Here is a 19,968-nt window from a genome sequence, read left to right as displayed (position 1 = left end):
TGCCAGCCTCCACCTGCTTGGCGTAATCCTCGTTGTGCTGGCGGAACACCTGCATCAGCGTGTGGTAGCGGTGTTCCAGTCCGAGAAAGGCATTCTTGACCTTCTCCGCCGTGACGAAGTTGTCACGCTCCATGATTTCCTGATAATGTTTGTTGATGCGCACACGCATCTTGTCGAGCATACGGTTCGTTTCGAGTGCAGCCGAGCTTCTGCCCGTGACACGTCCCCCTTTGGTGTCCCACAGCTTGGGATCGACGGTCAGTTTGCAACTGAACTGCGTCTGGCTGCCGTCCACCGTGATGCGTCCCATAACGGGTACTGTCCCGCCCTTTTTCACTACCTGACGTTTGAGGTAGTAGATTACTGAAAATGTACTCTTCATCGTCTTTAATTTTTTTAGGTTCAAAATTAGTTGGTGAAGAGTCCGTCGCCGGTACGCAAAACGGGGAGGAACGGCGCAATCTTTTTCCGTGACCGGATTTGTTGCGTGGGTTGTCAGTAACTCACTAATCCTTAACGCCTTGTTTTGCTATCCGTGTCCGTTTGTCGCCCTTGCGGGCATGGTTACGGACAAGTAACGTAGCGGCGTCCTGATTTGGCTTCAGCGGTGATTGCGATGGCTTCACGAATAATCGGAAGTACAACTGAAAACCCTGTAACTCAATTCTATCACTATATCTTTCCGCATTTCACTTTTTTGTAGTAACTTTGTTGCAGAAAGCTGATAAATATTCCACTGGACTATTCATATGTTTTTTAGGTCTAATCCCCTGCCATTGGCCATTGGCGGCATAATTTGGTGTTTTTGTAGTCAAAATCAGGGCTGATTGTTCAAATAAGATGATAAATTGTTCATTCTAATGTCTTAGGTTAGTTAAGCATAGTTTTTTTCGTATCTTTCCTCTAAAGAAAAATCATTTTCTTTATCCTGCCAGTATATAATATCACTATTTTATTGTACATTTGTAGTGTGTTAATAAACCATGTAGTCCAATGAGATACGTTTTATTGATATTGCTTACAGCTATAAGTGTGATTTCAGTGAATGGAGAGTCTGTTGATTCCCCTCTTGTTGTCGAGCATATCGGACTGAGGGATGGGCTGTCGAACAATTTTGTGACAGACATAACACAGGACAAACACGGATTTATATGGATTGGAACCGAGGCAGGACTGAACCTATTTGACGGAGAGAATTTCAAATTATTCAGTGAGAGTAACACTGAATTGAAAGGTAATTCAATCAATGCCTTGTTTTATGACGACAGGTTAGACAAACTTTGGATAGGCTCTAAAAAAGGACTGGATGTGCTTGATTGCAAGACATGGAAATTTGAGAAATTGAAATTGCCGGAAAATCTTGGTAGCATAAATGTTGTCGATTTCTGTAGATCTGCCGAGGGCGGTATATATATAGTTAACCATTATGATTTCATTCTGCATTATGATCCTAACGATAACAAATACACTATATATCGTCAAGAAGATTTACCTGGATTGCCGATGTCATTCAGAAGCATTGCCGATGACGGACAAGGCAAATTGTATATCGGGCATGCCAATTATGGATTCAGTGTCGTTAATCTTAAGACGAAAAAAATAGAAAATTTCATTCATGAACCGGGTCGCATCAACAGTCTCCCCGGTAATAATGTAAAAGATATATTTATTGACCGTTATAAAAATATCTGGCTTGGTACCGATTGCGGATTGGCCCTTTTCAATCCCGGGGCGAAAAACTTTTCTACATTCTCACATGGCAGCTCTGACTTGGGGGACTTGACCGCCCATAATGTTTATTCGATAATGGAGTCTAAAGACGGTTTGTTATGGATTGGTAGCGACATTGGCGGTGTGTGTATACTTGATATCCGTGATTTGTCATTGTCCAATTCGGATAGACTTAAATTTACCATGCTTCCATATGACGGAGACCGTAACGGTATATCATCTGTAAATGTTCATCGTGTTTTCCAAGATACATTCGGCAATATATGGATTGGTAATTATAGCGAGGGACTTGATTTTATAAGTAGAACACAACCTTCGTTTAGTCTATTGCCATATTATTCAACAAAGTATGGTCGTGTTAAAGAAAAACCTGTCTGGTCTATTTACACTGACAATGATGGAAATGTATGGGCCGGCGGAGAGAATGAAATAGTATTATTTGATAATGGGAAGATAAAGCGAATCTATAATCTCTCGACTTATCTTAAAGGTACTCGTAAATATGTATGTGCTTTGGTAAAAATTAATAATGAGATTCTTTTCAGTTCTTTTGAGGACGGCATATTTATCCTTGATGTCAATAGTGGGAATGTCAGGCAAATAAGTACATCTATTGACCGAAATTATGCCAACAGATTTGCCGTAATGCCGGATGGGAAGGTATTGTTGGGTATGCAAGGAGGCTTATTTGAATATTCCGGAGGACAAATTTATAAACTTGAGAAAATATCTGCGGCAATATCCAATCTTATTCCTAACGGAATTGAAGTAGATAGGCAAGGAAAGTTATGGATTGGCACTTATGGTAACGGAATTTTTATATTTGATAAAGAGGGAAATGTTAAATTTCATCTTGACAATGCGCATGGATTGTCCTCGAATGCGGTAAAACAGCTTTATATGGATTCACGGGGATGGATGTGGGTGGCCGGTCAAGACGGTTTGAGCCGGATAAAGGATACAGGTAATCCTCGTTCTATAGTCAATTATGATTATGAGTCAGGGCTTAATGACATTCATATTCGGGCGTTACAGGAGGACTCTGAAGGTAATATATGGTTCAGCACGAATAATGGTCTGTCCAAGTGGAATAAGGACAACTCTAAAATAGAGAATTATGATTATCATGACGGACTTCCGCATAGCAGTTTTATGGATAGGGCAGCATGTAAAGCTCCTGATGGCAACCTTTATTTCGGCTCGCTGAATGGTATCTGCATGTTTAATCCTGAACATTTCCATGATATAGAAGAAAGAATCCCTGTACGGATTGTGGAATGTCAGAGTATCATCACACCAAAAGAGAATATGCAGAATTTTATGGTAGACTCGAATGGTGAAAATGAAATCAAGATTCCATACGACATGAACTCTCTCCGTATTATATTCTCTGTGCCCGACTATTCACAAAGCCGTGTAGTCGAATATTCATATATGGTAGAAGGCCTTGATTATGGCTGGATAATGGCGGGTCGTGAACATGAGGCGACATTACGCAATCTTTCACCGGGAACATATACATTTAAAGTAAGGGTGCGTCTGAGGAATCAAGATTGGAATGATGCCAATGTTTCCGCATTGAAAATAATAGTGACTCCACCGATATGGCTTACATGGTATGCGAAACTTTTTTATCTGTTTGTAGTCGTTGGAATTGTCTATATTATAATACGTGTGTATAAGCACAGGCTGTTGCTGAAGAGCTCTTTGGAAATGGAGCGTCGTAAAAGCGTTGATGAACAGCAATTGAACAACGAGCGTCTGCGCTTCTATACCAATATCACGCATGAACTCCGTACACCTTTGACTCTTATACTTGGACCATTGGAAGACCTTGTTGCTGACAGACAACTCCCGGATGTTTATAAAAAGAGGATCAAAACGATTCATTCAAGTGCTTGCCGTCTTCTGAATCTTATCAATCAGATTCTTGAATTTCGCAAAACCGAGACGCAAAACAGACGATTGTCTGTCGCCAAAGGTCAGATTGTGCCTATTGTGACTGAAATAGGATTGAGATACAAGGAACTGGGACATAATGAAAGAGTCTCAATCGAACTGAATATTGACAATAATATTCCGGATATATATTTTGACAGTGATATTATTCACACAATCTTGAATAATCTTTTGAGCAATGCTGTCAAATACACTCCCGAAGGTTCTATTTCTCTTAGTACTAAAAACGTTAGCATTAACGGTGAAGATTTTGTAGAAATCGCAGTTTCTGATACCGGCTATGGTATTGAAGAGAAGTCGTTGCCTCATATTTTCGATAGGTATTACCAAGTCGTAGGCAAACATCAGGCATCCGGTACTGGCATTGGGCTTGCATTGGTAAGAGCATTGTCTGATTTGCATGAGGGAACTTTGTCGGTTGACAGTAAAGTAGGAAAAGGCACAGTCTTTACATTCAGATTGAAGGTAGACAATACTTATCCGACAGCTTTGCATAAGGAAAACACCAATAAGCCGATAGCGGAATCTGAAGATACGCAGGCTGATGAAACATCAGACAAGCAGCCGGTGATTCTTGTCGTGGAAGACGATGAGGGCATACGGGAATATATTGACGATTCGTTACAATCGAAATATCGTATACTGACAGCAACAAACGGAAAGGAAGGAATTGTGCTCGCCAGAAAACATATTCCGGATGTTATTATAAGTGATATAATGATGCCTGTGATGGATGGTATGGAATTATGCAAGTTAATCAAAGACGATATAAGTACAAGTCATATTCCCGTTATACTCCTGACTGCCAAAGATTCAATACAGGATAAAGAGGCTGGATATGAAACTGGAGCGGATTCCTATCTTACAAAACCGTTTAGTGCAAGGCTGCTAATAAGCAGGATAAACAATATTCTTGAATCAAGAAAGTTGCTTGCCTCAATCATTTCGGCGAATGCGAATGGTACTAATTCCGGTCCAGAAACTGTCATTGCCGAGACGCAGGAAGTAAAAACATACTCGCAGGCATTAAGGCTCAGTAAACTTGATGAAGAGTTTATTCAAAAATTCACAAAGATTGTGGAGGACAATCTGACTTTGTCAGAACTTGATATGACCTATATGCAAAAGTCTCTTAACATGAGTCATTCCACCCTTTATAGGAAAATAAAAGGGTTGACAGGCATGTCTGGCAATGAATTTATTCGTAAAATCAAATTGAAACGGGGGTATGAATTGCTTAAAGACGGATGTAATGTGTCAGAAGCGGCTTATTCGTGTGGATTCAATGATGTAGGATATTTCCGTAACTGTTTTAAGGATGTATACGGAATGTCGCCATCTCAATTTATAAAAACAACTTCACTAAAAATGGATGGATAAAATAAATTCGGTTCGCTTTAAGCCATAGAAACATATCAGATACTTCGGGCCTTCGGATTTGAGCCTACAGTCGAGCAAACGGTGGCCATAGGCATGTTCTGCCGTTTCTTGATTGACAGGGACTACAGGGTGGCCATGATACAGAACAAACGCGCGTGAGAATATATAGGCTATTGCGAATTTGTCTCAATTTGCGTTATATTGGTTTACCCTGTGCGCTCAATATCCCCCTTTGGGGGATTATAGGGGGTCGATCACCCCTTAGGGGAGGTCGGGAGGGACCACTTATGTCCATTCTTTTCTTAATTTTTCGCACATATTTTCTCTCATTCTGGAAAAACTGTAAGGCCCTCTCTGCTTTCTTTACACGCATTTCTTACATGGTTTTCTTGCCGTAAGGGCCTCCCGAGGTTCCCGTTACGGCCGTTTCGTCTTCCCGCGACGGCCTCGTCGCAATGCCGGGAGGCCCTTACGGCAATCTCGGGAGGGCCTCTCTGCTTTTCTTACATGGCGCTATTGTGATGTAATGCACGTAACTCGCTAATTATCAGAGTGTCCTGTTTTACCTAAAAATCGCGTTTTTCGGGCTCTCGGCGGCAAAACGCGATTTTGTGATGAGCGACGAAGTGATTTGTAAGAATAAATCAAGGCACTCTCTCAACCTCCACCAAAGGGGAGGGGTGGCAACCTATAATCCCTCCAAAGGGGATGTTGAGCGCACAGGATAAACCGATTTGGAGCATGGTTCGCGTGAGTAATAAAAGGATTATGCCGTTAAAAACTTACAAAGCCATCGGTAATACAAAAGATTTTTTGTAAGTTTGCAATTTGAATGATTGCAGACGAACTTACATATCAGATACTTCAGGCCTTCGGTTTTGCGCCTACGGCAGAGCAGGCCGCAGCCATCGGCACATTCTGCCGTTTCTTGATTGACAGGGACGACAGGGTGGCCATGATACTGCGCGGTTCGGCCGGTACGGGCAAGACCACGCTGGCCGGCGCAATGGTGAAGGCTCTCGCGGGACTGCATCAGCGCATGGTGCTGCTTGCTCCTACTGGCCGCGCGGCCAAGGTGTTTTCGATCGGGGCGGGCCATGCCGCATACACCATTCACCGCAGCATCTACCGGCAGAAGTCGATGGACGAGGCGGGCGCGGATTTCGGCCTTAACTTCAACAAACATTCCGACACGCTGTTTATCGTCGATGAGGCGTCGATGATTTCCGACAGCGGGCGCGGCTCGGAAATGCTGTCGTTCGGTACGGGGCGTCTGCTCGACGACCTTATAGAATATGTGTACAGCGGGCGCAACTGCCGGCTGATGCTCATCGGTGATCGTGCGCAGCTGCCGCCGGTGGGCGAGGAGGAGAGTCCGGCGCTGTCGGCCGAGGTGCTCGGCGGCTACGGGATGACGGTCTATGAGGCTGATCTTAACGAGGTGTTACGTCAGTCGGGAGAATCGGGCATACTGTGGAATGCCACAATGATACGCCGCATGATAACGCACGACGAGTTGACGAAGTTGCCGGAGGTACGTTTGAGTGGCTTTGCCGACATCCGTGTGGTGCCGGGTGACGAGCTGATAGAGTCGCTTGCCACGAGCTACAGCCGTGTGGGCCAGAATGAGACAATGGTTATCACGCGAAGCAACAAGCGTGCCAACGTTTACAACCGCGGCATACGAGCTATGGTGCTCGGACGCGAGGAGGAATTGTGTTCGGGCGATATGCTGATGGTGGTGAAGAACAAATACTTTGAGAATGAAGAATGCAATAAAAATGAAAAATTAAGAATGAAGAATGAAGAATTTGCTGCCGCTGTTCCTGATTATCGTCCCGAAAATTCATCGGGGGCTGCGGAATCGTGTACAGCCTTTGATGGCTCATTGTCATCATCTGGAATAGCTGGGGCAAATTCTTCATTCAAAGAAGATTCTTCATTTTTCATCGCCAACGGTGACCGCGCCAGTGTCCGTCGCGTGCGTAATATCCACGAGATGCACGGCTTCCGCTTTGCCGATGTCACTCTTCTGTTTCCTGATTATGATGACTACGAACTGACGGAGACTGTCATTCTCGACACACTGACTACCGATGCACCGGCGCTGACACGCGAGCAGAACGAACGGCTTTTCTCAGCCGTCATGGCCGACTATGCCGATGTGCCGCGCAAGGCGGAACGTATGAAGATGTTCAAGAAGGATAAATATTACAATGCCATGCAGGTGAAGTTTGCCTATGCAGTGACGTGCCATAAGGCGCAGGGCGGACAGTGGGCACACATATATATAGACCAAGGATATATGACCGACGACATGCTCACGCCCGACTATATCCACTGGCTATATACCGCTTTCACCCGCGCCACCGAACGGCTCTTTCTTGTCAACTGGCCCAAGACGCAGATTGCCGGAGAATAACATCGGTCATGGAATATGGAAAACAATGAGAAAGGATATCGTGAGTTTGACAATAACACATAATGATTATGCTTTATATAGACGATGACATCGAATCGCTTGATTGGGATAAACTCATCACCCGTATTCCACAACAACGGCGGGGGAAGATCATGAGTCTGCGCAATGAGCGTGACCGCAGGCTCGGTCTGGCGGCATATATGTTGCTGTGCGAGGCTCTGGCCGTAGAGTATGGCATCGAAGCTATGCCACATTTCGCTTATTATGAGGGTGGCAAGCCTTTCATTGCAGACCGGCCGGACATCTGTTTCAGTCTGAGCCATTGTCGCAAGGGAGCGGCATGTGTTGTGGACTACGCCCCTGTGGGTGTGGATATGGAGACAATACGTCGTTACAATCCGGAACTGGCCCGCAGGGTTCTCAGTGACGAAGAGTTGGCGGTGGTAGAGTCGTCTGTCAGGCCGGATATAGAGTTTATAAGGCTATGGACGATGAAGGAGAGCTATCTGAAAATGACCGGTGAGGGAATCCGCAGCGATTTGAAGAAAGTCCCGCTCTCGACAGCTGCCTTTGAAACAACTGTAAATACAGCCCGCGGTTATGTGTGTACCGTATGCCGCGGGATGAGGGAATAATAGTTTCACATCAATCAATTACATAAGACAAGCATGACAATATTATACATCATCATCGGTATGCTTATCGGAGCCGTTTCCGCATGGATAGTCGCAGGCCGAAAGGCATCGGAAAAAGCGGCAGACAGAGAGAGGTCAGCCGTGCAGCAGACTATTGAACTGGAGAAGCGGAACACGGAACTCGGGTTGCGTAACGAGCAGTTGCAGCATGTCACCGAACGTCTGGCCGAAGTCGAACGAGAAAACAAGTCGCTCATGGGCCGGACCGAGTCGCAGGCCCGCGAGATAGAGATATTGCGCAGGCAGGCGGTCGAGGAGGCGAACATGCGCAGTGAACAGTTTGCCGAGCAGCTGCGCACGGCCAAGGAGCAGATTGCCAATATGGCCGGTCGGATAATGGAGCAGAACGCCCGCAAGCTGAAAGAGGAAAACACCGAGAATATCGGTAATATCACTCAGCCGTTGAAAGATGCCATAAGCGAAATGCGCAAGGCCATCACTGACAACATCAAGGATTCGGCGCAAAACTCGGCGTCGTTCCGCGAGCAGATAAGGATGATAATCGAAAGCAACCGCGAGATAGGCGAGAAGGCCGAGTCGCTGACCAATGTGTTACGTCGTGATAACAAGGCTGCGGGCAACATGGGCGAAATAATACTCGGAGATCTGCTTGCCTCGCAGGGACTTACCGAAGGCATACATTATGAGGTGCAGGCGCGGCTGCGCGATGAGACCGGCCGTGCACTTAAGAACGATGACACCGGTCGCGAGATGCAGCCCGATGTCATATTGCACTATCCGCAGGGGCAGGATGCCATCATCGACTCTAAGGTGTCGCTTGTGGCTTATCGTAAGTATGTCAATGCCGATACTCAGGAGGATAAGGACCGCCATTTGCAGGATCATATCAAAAGCGTGCGCAGTCATGTCAATGAGCTGTCGCGCAAGGACTACAGCAAATACATCAAGGCACCGCGCGAGGCTGTCGACTTCGTAATCATGTTCATGCCGTTCGAATCATCGCTGCAGCTCGCTCTTGTCAACGATCCTACGCTTTGGCGCGAGGCTTTCGAGCGTAAGGTCTTCATCACCGGCGAACAGAATCTGCTCGGCATTCTCCACATGATACACATCGCGTGGGTGCAGAACCAACAGGCCGAGAACCAGAAAAAGGTGTTCGGACTGGCCGAACAGCTGCTCGACCGCCTTGGCGACTTCGTAAGGCGCTATAATGCACTTGGCGACACGCTTGCGAAAGCGCAGAAGGACTACGATTTTGCCAACAACAAACTGGCTACGGGCGCACAGAGTGTATTCAAGAAGGGGCGTGAGCTTGTGGACCTCGGTGCAAAAGAAAATCCTAACCGTCGTATTCCGCGTCCGGAGCCTGATTTGCTTGAGGGGAATATTTCATCGGAGTATTGATCTTGATCCGGATATAAGGGGCTGAGTTATGATTGACCGTAAGATTATACACATCGATATGGATGCTTTCTTTGCGTCTGTCGAACAACGTGACCGTCCCGAGTTGCGCGGACTGCCGGTGGCAGTGGGCCATGACGGTCCGCGAGGTGTCGTATCAACGGCGAGTTACGAGGCGCGGCGCTTCGGTGTCCGTTCGGCCATGCCGATGGTACGGGCAAAGCGTTTGTGTCCGCAACTCGTTATTGTTCCGGGACGTCACTCCGTGTATAAGGCTGTATCAAAGCGTATACATGAGATATTTTGCGACTATACCGACATTATAGAGCCGTTGTCGATTGACGAGGCCTTTCTTGATGTCACCGAAAACAAGCGTGGCATTTCCTTGGCTGCCGATATAGCCAGTGAGATACGCCGGCGGATACGCGATGAACTGCAACTCACGGCTTCGGCAGGTGTGTCGTATAACAAGTTTTTGGCTAAGATAGCTTCTGATATACGCAAGCCTGACGGTCTCACTGTGATACATCCCGACCGTGCTGCTGACTTCATTGCTGATTTGAAGATAGAGCAGTTTTGGGGTGTAGGTCCACGTACTGCTGACCGCATGCATTTTATGGGTATCTTTACCGGTCGTGACCTGTTGCGCTGTTCGCTGCGTCATCTTACTGAAGTGTTCGGCAAGATGGGGCGCACGTATTATGACTTTGCCCGGGGCATCGACCTGCGCCCTGTCGAGACGGAATATGTGCGCAAGTCAGTGGGCTGTGAGCACACGTTCGCCGAGGATATAAGTGCCTGTTCGGCCGTTATCATAGAGCTTTATCACACTGTCCTCGAACTTGTCGACCGCATAGATAAGGACCGTTTTGAGGGCCGCACGCTCACGCTCAAGATCAAGTTCGGTGACTTCACGCAGATCACGCGCAGTCTTACCCAGCAGAGAATCCTGACATCAAAGGACGATATTCTGCCTTTGTCAAAGCGGTTGTTGAAGGAGGTGGACTATTCAACGGACCGCTCCATCCGCCTTATAGGTCTGGCTGTGTCCAATCCATCCCAGGAGGCAAACATGCATATGGAAGAATGGGTGGAGGGATTTTTGGAGTTCGATGATTGGGAGTAAGGATAAGTAGGTATTCAAATGAGTTGTTGTTGTGATTCTCTAAGTAAATTTATATATCAAACTTATATCCCAAGGACAGTTGCAGCACACGGTTCTTTATGTTCTCCGATTTGACAATATCGGTAAGTCCGAAGTTGTAACGTGCGTCAACAATAATGTTTCCAAGTTCGTACGATATACCGATTGGAATAGAGAAATCAATATCATTCATGTCCGGTATATCTTCTGAGACAGACATGCCGGTACCGTTGATTATGTCTATTTTCTGCTTTCCGTGTACGCATAGCGACGGTTGCAGACCGGCTTTGATGGCAAGTCCTTTTGCCACGTATACGTTGGCGAGCAAGGGGATGCTTATATAGTTGAGCTCGACGCTCAGGTCGGCAACCTTAGTGCCATTGTATGCCAGTTTGTCGTATGTACATCCTTGCATGGAGAATAGTGCTCCGCCAGATACTGAGAATATTTTGCTTATCTGATATTCGGCTTCCATACCGAACACGAAGCCTGTTTTCGTTTTTGATTCGAGAACAATCTCAGTCGTATGACCTATGGTTGTTGGAAAGTTCGGAATATAGGCATCGGCATCAGTCAGATTGCTGAATGTTATTCCGAATTTAGGTTGGAGTGTAAGCGTACCGGCGGCTTTTTGTGCTATTGCGGTGTTGCTGCATGCCAGCCCGAGCAAGAGGGCTGCGGCTAATGTTTGCTTCTTCATAAATCAAATATAATTCGGTTGGTTTGTATTCTTGATATTTTTTACTTTTATTACTTCGTCACATTGGCATTTACGTGTTCGAGCAGCTTGACGGCGTCCACATATTGTGCTATTCCTTCGGCCACCTGTTTGGCGGCTTTCATGGCCAGTACTACCGTCTGCGGGCGGTGAACTACATCGCCTCCGGCAAATACGCCGCGGCGGGTTGTCATGCCGTATGGTCGTTCGGTAGTGATGACATAGCCTTTTTCATCGACGTCGATGCCCTCGGTTGTCGACACGATGCGGTTGGCCGGTCGCGAACCAATGGCGAGGAAGATACGGTCGAATGGTTCTGTGCGTTCGCCGTCTGGTGATACGAGGCGTACTTCTTTCAGACGTCCGCGGGCATCGCCGATGAATTCGGTGGCCTGTGTCTGCCACAGGAATTTCACTCCTTCCTCAACTGCTTCGGTGTATTCGCGCTCTATTGCCGGCATGTCGGCTTGTGTCTTGCGATAGATTACAGTGACGTCGGCACCCAGACGTATGCACGTGCGGGCGGCATCCATGGCCACGTTGCCGCCACCGATTACTCCTACACGTTCTCCGTCGCGCACTGGCACACGGCTGCGTATGGTTGCACCCTCGTTGTATGCCGCCACTTGATGGAGCAGGTGGATTGACTGTATCACTCCGTTGAGGCGTGCTCCTTTGGTGTCTACGGTCTGCGGTAGTGCGGTGCCTGTGCCGATGAAGATGGCGTCGTAGCCGTCTGAAAATATACTGTCGACGGTCATGTCATTGTGTCCTACCATGCAACCCGTACGGAACTCGACGCCCAAAGCTTCAATCTTCTTTATCTCGTTGCGTACCACTTGTTTGGGAAGCCGGTATTCGGGTATGCCGTACATCAGCACACCGCCCGGTTCGTCCTGACCTTCGAATATGGTCACTCCGAATCCTTGACGGGCAAGATCACCGGCGACGGTGAGGCCGGCAGGGCCAGAACCAATTACGGCTATACGCCCGCGTGTTTTTTGCGGTAGCTTTTCGCGGGTAAGATTCATTTCTGTGTCGAAGTCGGCCACGAAACTCTCCAAGCGTCCTATCTGTATAGGTTCGCCTTTCTTGCCGAGAACACAGCTGCCTTGACATTGTTTTTCGTGCGGACATACACGACCGCAGATGGCCGGCAGATTGCTGATTTCGTTTATCACATTCATGGCTTCGCCGAAATTGCCTTTCGACAGCTGGTGTATGAAGTCTGGAATATTGTTGCCTATGGGACATCCTTTTCTGCATTGCGGTACTTTGCAGTGCAAACAGCGCTTGGCCTCTGTGATGGCTTCAAGCGGTGTGAACGGCTCATGGATTACTTGAAACGGTGATTGTTGATCTTCCTGCATATTTCTTTTTTGAGTAGTTTGTGGAGTGGGGATGATTCATATATACGAAATAAGGACATATTCTTGTATTTGGTCGCCAAACATATATATTTGTTATCAACATATTGTAAAACGGACTAATACAAGAAAATGTCCTTACTCGGAGAATTGGATTCAGATATATCCTTTTTGAAAGATATTTACTTCCCGAATATCAGAGTTTGGCCAATTCCAAAACCTTGTCAACAGCAGCACTGAGTCCGTCGGGGTTTTTGCCTCCGGCAGTGGCATAATGTGGTTGTCCGCCACCGCCACCTAGAATCAGTCTGGCCGCTTCGCGTACCATTTGTCCGGCGTTCATACCGAAATCCTTAACCATGTCATCGCTCAGCATGACACTCAGCATGGGTTTGTCGGCAGATTTGGTTCCGATGACGCAGAGCAGACGCTCAGGTACGGCCTGACGTATCTTGAATACCAAATCCTTGGCTGCTGCGGCATCCATCGGGAGTACGGCTGTGATGACTTTTACGCCGTTGACCTCACGTGCTTTCTGTAACAGGCTGTCTTTGGTGCGCTCTACGGCTTGTGCGTGAAACTGCTCTATTTCCTTCTTCATCGTGTCGTGCTCATCGATATACTTCTGAATGACACCCTGCAGATCCTTGGTGTTGTTGAACAGAGCCTTGATAGCCTTGATGCCGTCTTCCAGATTATACATCAGTTCCTCACATTCGTGGCCGGTCTTGGCCTCGATGCGGCGCACGCCGGCGGCCACACTGCTCTCGCTGACAATCTTGAACATGCCTATCTTGCCCGTGGCCGAGGCATGGATTCCTCCGCAGAACTCGCAACTCGGACCGAAGCGCACCACGCGTACCTTGTCACCGTACTTCTCGCCGAAGAGTGCGATAGCTCCCATCTTCTTTGCTTCTTCAAGCGGAGTGTCGCGGTGCTCATCAAGCGGCAGGTTCTGGCGTATCATGTCATTGACGATGCGTTCGGCACGGCGCAACTCTTCGTCGGTAACTTTCTGGAAGTGGGAGAAGTCGAAGCGCAACGTGTCGGCACTGACGTACGAACCTTTTTGTTCCACATGGTCGCCCAGCACCTGCTTCAGTGCATAGTCCAAAAGGTGGGTTGCCGTGTGGTTGGCAGCGCTGCCGTCGCGCTTGTCCGTATCAACGCAGGCCATGAAGTCGGCCTCAGGATGCTTTGGCAGTTCCTTTACGATGTGTATGCTTTGGTTGTTCTCGCGTTTTGTGTCGACCACGGTCACGGTTTCGTATTCGCTCACAAGTACGCCGCAGTCGCCTACCTGTCCACCCATCTCACCGTAGAACGGTGTGTGGTCGAGTACGAGTTCGTAGTATGTATTCTTTTTCTGTGTTACCTTGCGGTAGCGCAGTATGCGGCACTCATGCTCGGTGTAGTCGTAGCCTACGAACTGCTGTTCGCCTGGCATGAGTTCGGTCCAGTCGGAGCTTTCCACTTGTGCGGCGTTGCGTGCGCGCTCTTTCTGCTTCTGCATTTCTGCGTCAAACTGCTGTTCGTCGACCGTCAGTCCGTTCTCGCGGCATATCAACTCGGTCAGGTCAAGCGGGAAACCGTAGGTGTCGAACAGGCGGAATGCCTGTGTGCCGTCGAGTTCTGTGCTGTCTTTGGCCTTTGTCTCTTCCATAGCGGCGTTGAGCAGGGTGATACCTTTGTCGAGGGTGCGTAGGAACGAGTCTTCCTCTTCCTTCATCACGCGTCCTATGAGCTCCCGCTGTGCCACCAGTTCGGGATAGGCACCGCCCATCTCACCGATGAACACAGGCAGCAGACGGTGGATAAAGGCCTCTTTCTGTCCGAGGAACGTATATGCGTAGCGCACGGCACGGCGCAAGATGCGGCGGATTACGTATCCGGCCTTGGCGTTGCCCGGCAGCTGGCCGTCGGCGATGGAGAACGAAACGGCGCGCAGATGGTCGGCTATCACGCGCATGGCCACGTCCACATTCTCTTCCTTGCCGTATTCCTTACCCGAGAGGCGCGCGATTTCCTTGATGATGGGTTGGAAGACATCCGTGTCATAGTTTGAATGCTTGCCTTGCATGGCACGCACCAGTCGCTCAAATCCCATGCCGGTGTCAATGACGTTCATAGAGAGCTTTTCGAGAGATCCGTCGGCTTTACGGTTGAACTGCATGAAGACGAGATTCCATATCTCTATTACCTGCGGGTCGTCTTTGTTTACGAGTTCGCGCCCGGGAACTTTGGCCTTCTCTTCGTCGGTACGCGAGTCGAGGTGAATCTCCGAACAGGGACCGCATGGGCCTGTATCACCCATTTCCCAAAAGTTGTCGTGCTTGTTTCCGTTGATTATGTGGTCGGCCGGTACATGCTTTGCCCAAATGGCTGCGGCTTCGTTGTCGCGTTCGAGATTTTCTTCCTTCGAACCTTCGAATACGGTTACGTAGAGGTCTTTCGGATCGAGTTTGAGCACGTCTACCAGATACTCCCATGCCATGTCGATGGCACCTTCCTTGAAATAGTCGCCGAAACTCCAGTTGCCCAGCATCTCGAACATCGTGTGATGATAGGTGTCATGTCCCACCTCTTCCAGGTCGTTGTGCTTTCCGCTTACGCGCAGACACTTCTGCGAGTCGGCACGGCGGCGTGGTTCGGGCTCGCGTGTGCCCAGAATGATGTCTTTCCACTGGTTCATTCCGGCATTTGTAAACATTAGAGTGGGGTCGTCTTTGATAACCATAGGTGCAGAAGGCACAATGGCGTGTTCCTTTGACTCGAAAAACTTCTTGAACGAGTCGCGGATTTCATTTGCTGTCATCATATTTGATAAGTCCTTTGTTATTTTCCTTTAAAAGTTTTGCAAAGATACGCCCTTTTTGGTTTATGTGCAAATCTTTTTTTATAAATGATAAGCAATGGTTGTTTTTTATTCGTAGTTATAAAAAATATTCCGTATATTTGCCACATCGTTAAATTGATAATATAATCTTAAAGAAACTGTAATGAAGAAACTGCTTATTGTAGTGCTGTTGGTCGTATGTGCCACCGGCGTCTATGCGAAGAAGAAAACTCCTCGGCAGACAGACAGGGAGTATTGGTGTGAACAGGCCTACAGGATGGCACAGCCCGTATTGGAGAATATGGCCAAGGGAGAGCTGCGCAAGAACATGAAGACGGAGTTCAGTCCGTCGTTCGACAAAAGGGACCGCAGGGTGGTATACATGGAGACTTTCGGACGGCTGATGGCCGGAGTGGCTCCGTGGATAGCGCTGCCCGACGACGGGACGGCAGAGGGAGCCAGGCGTAAGCAGTTGCGCGAGTGGGCTTTGGCTGCTTACAGGAATGCCGTCGATCCGCAGTCGCCCGACTATCTGTGTTGGGGCGTGGCAGGACAGAATCTTGTCGATGCCGCCTATATAGCGGAGAGTTTTCTCAGAGCATACGACCGATTGTGGATGCCGCTCGACGATGTCACCAAGCAGCGGTATATTGAGGAGTTTACAAAGTTGCGTAAGATAGATCCTCCATATACCAACTGGTTCCTTTTCTCGTCGGTGATAGAGAGTTTCATGGCCAAGGCCGGAGCACCGTATGATGAATTTCGTGTGAACACGGCCTGCCGCAAGGTGGAGGAATGGTATGTTGGTGACGGATGGTATGCCGACGGACCGGTATTCGCTTTCGACTATTATTCGAGCTACGTATTCCATGCAATGTATCTTGAGACGCTGCAGGCAATGGTCGATGCCAAAGCCAACACGCGCCTTGACTATGCCAGATATCATGCTCGTGCGCTGAAGCGTGCACAGAAGTTCTCCATCATTCTTGAGCGTTTCATATCGCCCGAAGGCACTTTCCCCGTCGTAGGCCGTAGCACGCCATACCGTCTGGCCGCCATGCAGCCGCTGGCCCTCATGGCATGGTACGGAAAACTGCCAGAGGAACTGACAAACGGACAGGTGCGCGCAGCACTGACACAGGTGATGCACCGCATGTTTGACCATCAGAACAACTACAACGACGGCGGATATCTCACGATAGGATTCTGCGGCAGCCAGCCCGAAACGGCCGACTGGTATACCAACAACGGTTCGCTTTACATGACGTCGCTTGCATTCATGCCCCTTGGGCTTCCGGAGTCGCATCCCTTTTGGGCCGACGAGGCGCAGCCGTGGACACAGGTGAAGGCTTGGGGCGGACAGCCGTTTCCAAAGGACCATCGTTGGGGCGATGATATTCAGACGAAGGACAAGTGGTGAATGTGAATCGGGTTGATGATGTATTTTTTGCATAAGAACAGATGAAGACAGCAATATTATCGGTGATGGTGATTGTCATGGCGGTGGCGGCACAGGCCAAGGGAGGGCTTGACAATACCATACGTCCGGGCGAGATATGGCCCGATGACAAAGGTGTGCACATCAATGCCCACGGTGGCGGAGTGATGGAATATAAGGGCATGTATTACTGGTTTGGCGAGCATAAGTCGGACAATACGTCAGCGGCTCTCGTCGGGGTGACATGTTATGCCTCGAAAGACCTTGTGCATTGGAAGAACATGGGTGTGGCGTTGAGCGTGAGCGACGAACCGGGGAGTGACATTGAGCGCGGATGCACCCTCGAACGTCCCAAGGTGGTGTACAATCCGGCAACGAAGAAGTTTGTCATGTGGTTTCATCTCGAATTGAAAGGTCTTGGATATCGTGCTGCACGCGCTGCCGTAGCCGTGAGCGACAAGCCGGCCGGCCCGTACCGTTTTATCCGTTCGGGTCGTGTCAATGCGTATAGGTATGCAGAGGGCGTGACCAGGGACGACATTGCCGAATTGGAGACTATAAGGCTTAACGAATACGAATGGTGGACACCGGAGTGGCGCAAGGTGGTGGAGCGTGGAGCATTCATGCAGCGCGACTTCGAAGGGGGCCAGATGGCCCGTGATATGACAATATTTGTTGATGACGACGGCAAGGCGTATCATATATATTCGTCGGAAGAGAACCTGACATTGCAGATTGCCGAGCTGAGTGCCGACTACACTTTCCATACCGGCCGCTATGTGCGTGTGGCACCGGGCGGGCAGAACGAGGCACCGGCCATATTCAAGAAAGACGGTAAGTACTGGATGATAACATCCGGGTGCACCGGATGGGACCCCAACGAGGCGCGCATGTTCTCCGCCGACAATATCTTCGGTCCGTGGACACAGCATCCCAGTCCGTGTGTCGGACCCAATGCCAAACTGACATTCGGAGGACAGAGCATGTATATATTAAAGGTGAAGGACAAATTCATATTCATGGCCGACATATGGCGGCCCAATCATCCGAGCGACGCGCGATATATATGGTTGCCTATAGAGTTTGATGCGGCCGGAGTTCCTGTGATACGGTGGCGTGACAGTTGGAACATGGACTGACATGTCGGCTTGACACAGGGAATGTAAGGTGGATTATAAAAAACACTTGAAAATGTTTTGCAGAGAAATGCCGTTTTGGTATCTTTGCAAAACATTTTTCATATTGTTTCACAAATACCGTTGAAGTAATGGCTTTGAACACCAACAAGAATCTGAAATTGTATTATTCCATAAGTGAGGTTGCCGCTATGTTCGACCTCAACGAAAGCACTTTGCGGTATTGGGAGCAGATGTTCCCTTACTTGAAGCCAAAGACAAAAGGACCGAGTAAGGTGCGCCAATACAGCGAAAAGGACATAGAGCAGATTCGCCTGATACACAACCTTGTGAAGGTGCGCGGCTTTAAGCTGGATGCCGCGAAGAAGATAATAAACAGCAACCGCAACGGTGCCGAAAGGACGGCCGAGGTTCTCGACAGGCTGATGTCTGTCAGGGATGAGCTGGTGATGCTGAAAAAACAGCTCGATTATTTGGAGTGATGGGAGGAAAAGAACAAAAAGTGACTCTGTGGGTATTTCGTATTTCTTACAGAGTCATATTTTTATTTATATGCCATTTGCTCGTAGTAATTCCTGTATTTCGGCGTCTGTAATGGTCGACTTTTCTGATTTGTCATAAATGGTTAGAAGTTTTATTTCTGTATCATAAGCGGCTACGATAACATTGTACGTAATCACTCTGGCTACGCCGCTTTTACCTTTTCCTTTGGATGTTATACCCCAGTTCGGGATAAGAAAGCACAAAAATAGTAAGCAAAAAGATTGGTAGTCTAATAAATATTTTGTACCTTTATAGGTGAAAATTAAACAGTTACAAAAATATTGATTATGACTACCAGTTACAAAGTTACTGAATTATTTTGTATTATTGATGAGTTCTGCAAACTTTTTGAGGCAGAGAATGCCGGAAAATTGCTTTTAGCGGATGATGGCACAAGGCATAGAAGACGTAAGGCCTCTTTGTCAGACAGCGAGATTATGACCATCTTGTTGCTTTTTCATTTTGGCTCTTTCCGCAATTTCAAGCATTACTATCTGTTTTACATAAAAGGTACGTTAAAGTCTTATTTCCCTGATGCGGTTTCGTATAACCGTTTTGTAGAAATTGAGAGCCGTGTATTCTTCCCGCTTATGTTCTTCCTTAACCTTAAAGCATTCGGCAGATGCACTGGCATCACATTTGTTGACTCCACAATGATACCCGTATGCCATAATCTCAGGCGTTATGCCAACAAGGTATTTAAAGGTATGGCTACTGACGGAAAGGGGACTATGGGCTGGTGTCATGGCTTCAAACTGCACCTGGCATGCAACGACAGAGGGGAGATTATTGCATTTGTGCTTACCGGTGCCAATGTCAGCGACAAAGATCCGGAAGTGTTCAAAGTGTTGGCTAAACGGCTGTACGGGAAGTTGTTCGCTGATAAAGGATATGTCTCTCAAAAACTTTTTGACTCACTTTTTGAAGACGGCATCCAACTTGTGACGGGACTTAGGGTAAACATGAAGAACAAACTGATGCCTTTTTATGACAAGATGATGCTGCGCAAAAGATACATCATTGAAACTATTAATGACCTGCTCAAGAATACTGCTCAAATAGTACATTCACGTCACAGGTCTGTTACGAACTTTATCATGAATCTCATATCGGCATTGGGAGCATACTGCTTCTTTGACAATAAGCCAAAGGCTCTTGTTGGTTATACTATTGAAAACACGAGACAACGGAATTTCTTCTGATTTCTTGTATTTAGCTTTGAGATAACATTACTTGA

Annotated in this window: 13 protein-coding genes and 1 pseudogene; 9 read left to right on the top strand and 5 right to left on the bottom strand. The window is 47.9% G+C overall.

Translation table 11 applies throughout. The features are described 5' to 3' along the window. Positions 1-382: Arm DNA-binding domain-containing protein (locus HPS55_RS04675; protein WP_253947650.1), on the bottom strand; the 382-nt coding region annotated here is incomplete at its 3' end. Between the two features lie 611 nt (positions 383-993). On the opposite strand from HPS55_RS04675, the gene HPS55_RS04670 reads away from it, so the two are divergent. The 5 genes from HPS55_RS04670 (at position 994) to dinB (ending at position 10,675) form a co-directional block, all read left to right on the top strand. Beyond that, a complete protein-coding gene (locus tag HPS55_RS04670; RefSeq protein ID WP_172178225.1) occupies positions 994-5,070 on the top strand; it encodes a hybrid sensor histidine kinase/response regulator transcription factor in 4,077 nt (1,358 codons plus the stop codon). Positions 5,071-5,902: 832 nt separating this feature from the next. Next, positions 5,903-7,492 carry an ATP-dependent DNA helicase gene (locus HPS55_RS04665; RefSeq protein WP_172178227.1) on the top strand — a complete coding sequence of 530 codons (1,590 nt, stop codon included), beginning with the start codon at positions 5,903-5,905 and terminating at the stop codon, positions 7,490-7,492. A 68-nt stretch (positions 7,493-7,560) separates the two neighbouring features. Continuing rightward, entirely contained in the window at positions 7,561-8,127 is a 567-nt protein-coding gene (locus HPS55_RS04660; RefSeq protein WP_172178229.1) for a 4'-phosphopantetheinyl transferase family protein, read from the top strand. A 33-nt stretch (positions 8,128-8,160) separates the two neighbouring features. Continuing rightward, a complete protein-coding gene (locus HPS55_RS04655; RefSeq protein WP_172178231.1) occupies positions 8,161-9,552 on the top strand; it encodes a DNA recombination protein RmuC in 1,392 nt (463 codons plus the stop codon). A gap of 28 nt (positions 9,553-9,580) precedes the next feature. Then, positions 9,581-10,675 carry a DNA polymerase IV gene (gene dinB, locus HPS55_RS04650; RefSeq protein ID WP_172178233.1) on the top strand — a complete coding sequence of 365 codons (1,095 nt, stop codon included), beginning with the start codon at positions 9,581-9,583 and terminating at the stop codon, positions 10,673-10,675. A gap of 49 nt (positions 10,676-10,724) precedes the next feature. On the opposite strand, the gene HPS55_RS04645 is transcribed toward dinB, so the two are convergent. The 3 genes from HPS55_RS04645 to alaS form a co-directional block, all read right to left on the bottom strand. Further along, complete coding sequence (locus HPS55_RS04645) at positions 10,725-11,393, bottom strand: porin family protein (protein ID WP_172178235.1); 669 nt, start codon at positions 11,391-11,393, stop codon at positions 10,725-10,727. 50 nt (positions 11,394-11,443) lie between these two features. Further along, entirely contained in the window at positions 11,444-12,781 is a 1,338-nt protein-coding gene (locus HPS55_RS04640; RefSeq protein ID WP_172178237.1) for an NAD(P)-dependent oxidoreductase, read from the bottom strand. A 193-nt stretch (positions 12,782-12,974) separates the two neighbouring features. After that, complete coding sequence (gene alaS / locus HPS55_RS04635; protein WP_172178239.1) at positions 12,975-15,596, bottom strand: alanine--tRNA ligase; 2,622 nt, start codon at positions 15,594-15,596, stop codon at positions 12,975-12,977. Between the two features lie 181 nt (positions 15,597-15,777). Here alaS and HPS55_RS04630 point away from each other — a divergent pair, with 181 nt between their 5' ends. From HPS55_RS04630 to HPS55_RS04620, 3 genes are all read left to right on the top strand, one after another. Next, positions 15,778-17,034 carry a DUF2264 domain-containing protein gene (locus tag HPS55_RS04630; RefSeq protein ID WP_172178241.1) on the top strand — a complete coding sequence of 419 codons (1,257 nt, stop codon included), beginning with the start codon at positions 15,778-15,780 and terminating at the stop codon, positions 17,032-17,034. 65 nt (positions 17,035-17,099) lie between these two features. Further along, positions 17,100-18,191 (top strand): glycoside hydrolase family 43 protein, encoded by a 1,092-nt coding sequence (locus HPS55_RS04625; RefSeq protein WP_253945879.1) that lies wholly within the window; start codon positions 17,100-17,102, stop codon positions 18,189-18,191. Positions 18,192-18,319: 128 nt separating this feature from the next. Further along, a complete protein-coding gene (locus HPS55_RS04620) occupies positions 18,320-18,670 on the top strand; it encodes a MerR family transcriptional regulator (RefSeq protein ID WP_172178244.1) in 351 nt (116 codons plus the stop codon). 66 nt (positions 18,671-18,736) lie between these two features. Here the strand turns inward: HPS55_RS04620 and HPS55_RS14200 are convergent. Continuing rightward, positions 18,737-18,907 (bottom strand): annotated as a pseudogene (locus HPS55_RS14200) (addiction module toxin RelE); the annotation flags it as partial. Between the two features lie 111 nt (positions 18,908-19,018). On the opposite strand from HPS55_RS14200, the gene HPS55_RS04615 reads away from it, so the two are divergent. After that, positions 19,019-19,933: an IS982 family transposase gene (locus tag HPS55_RS04615; RefSeq protein WP_172178246.1), complete on the top strand. Its 915-nt coding sequence runs from the start codon at positions 19,019-19,021 to the stop codon at positions 19,931-19,933. Positions 19,934-19,968 lie beyond the last annotated feature (35 nt).

The organism is Xylanibacter rodentium, from assembly GCF_013166575.1.
Lineage (GTDB): Bacteria > Bacteroidota > Bacteroidia > Bacteroidales > Bacteroidaceae > Prevotella > Prevotella rodentium.
This window is presented reverse-complemented; position numbering and strand designations above follow the sequence as displayed.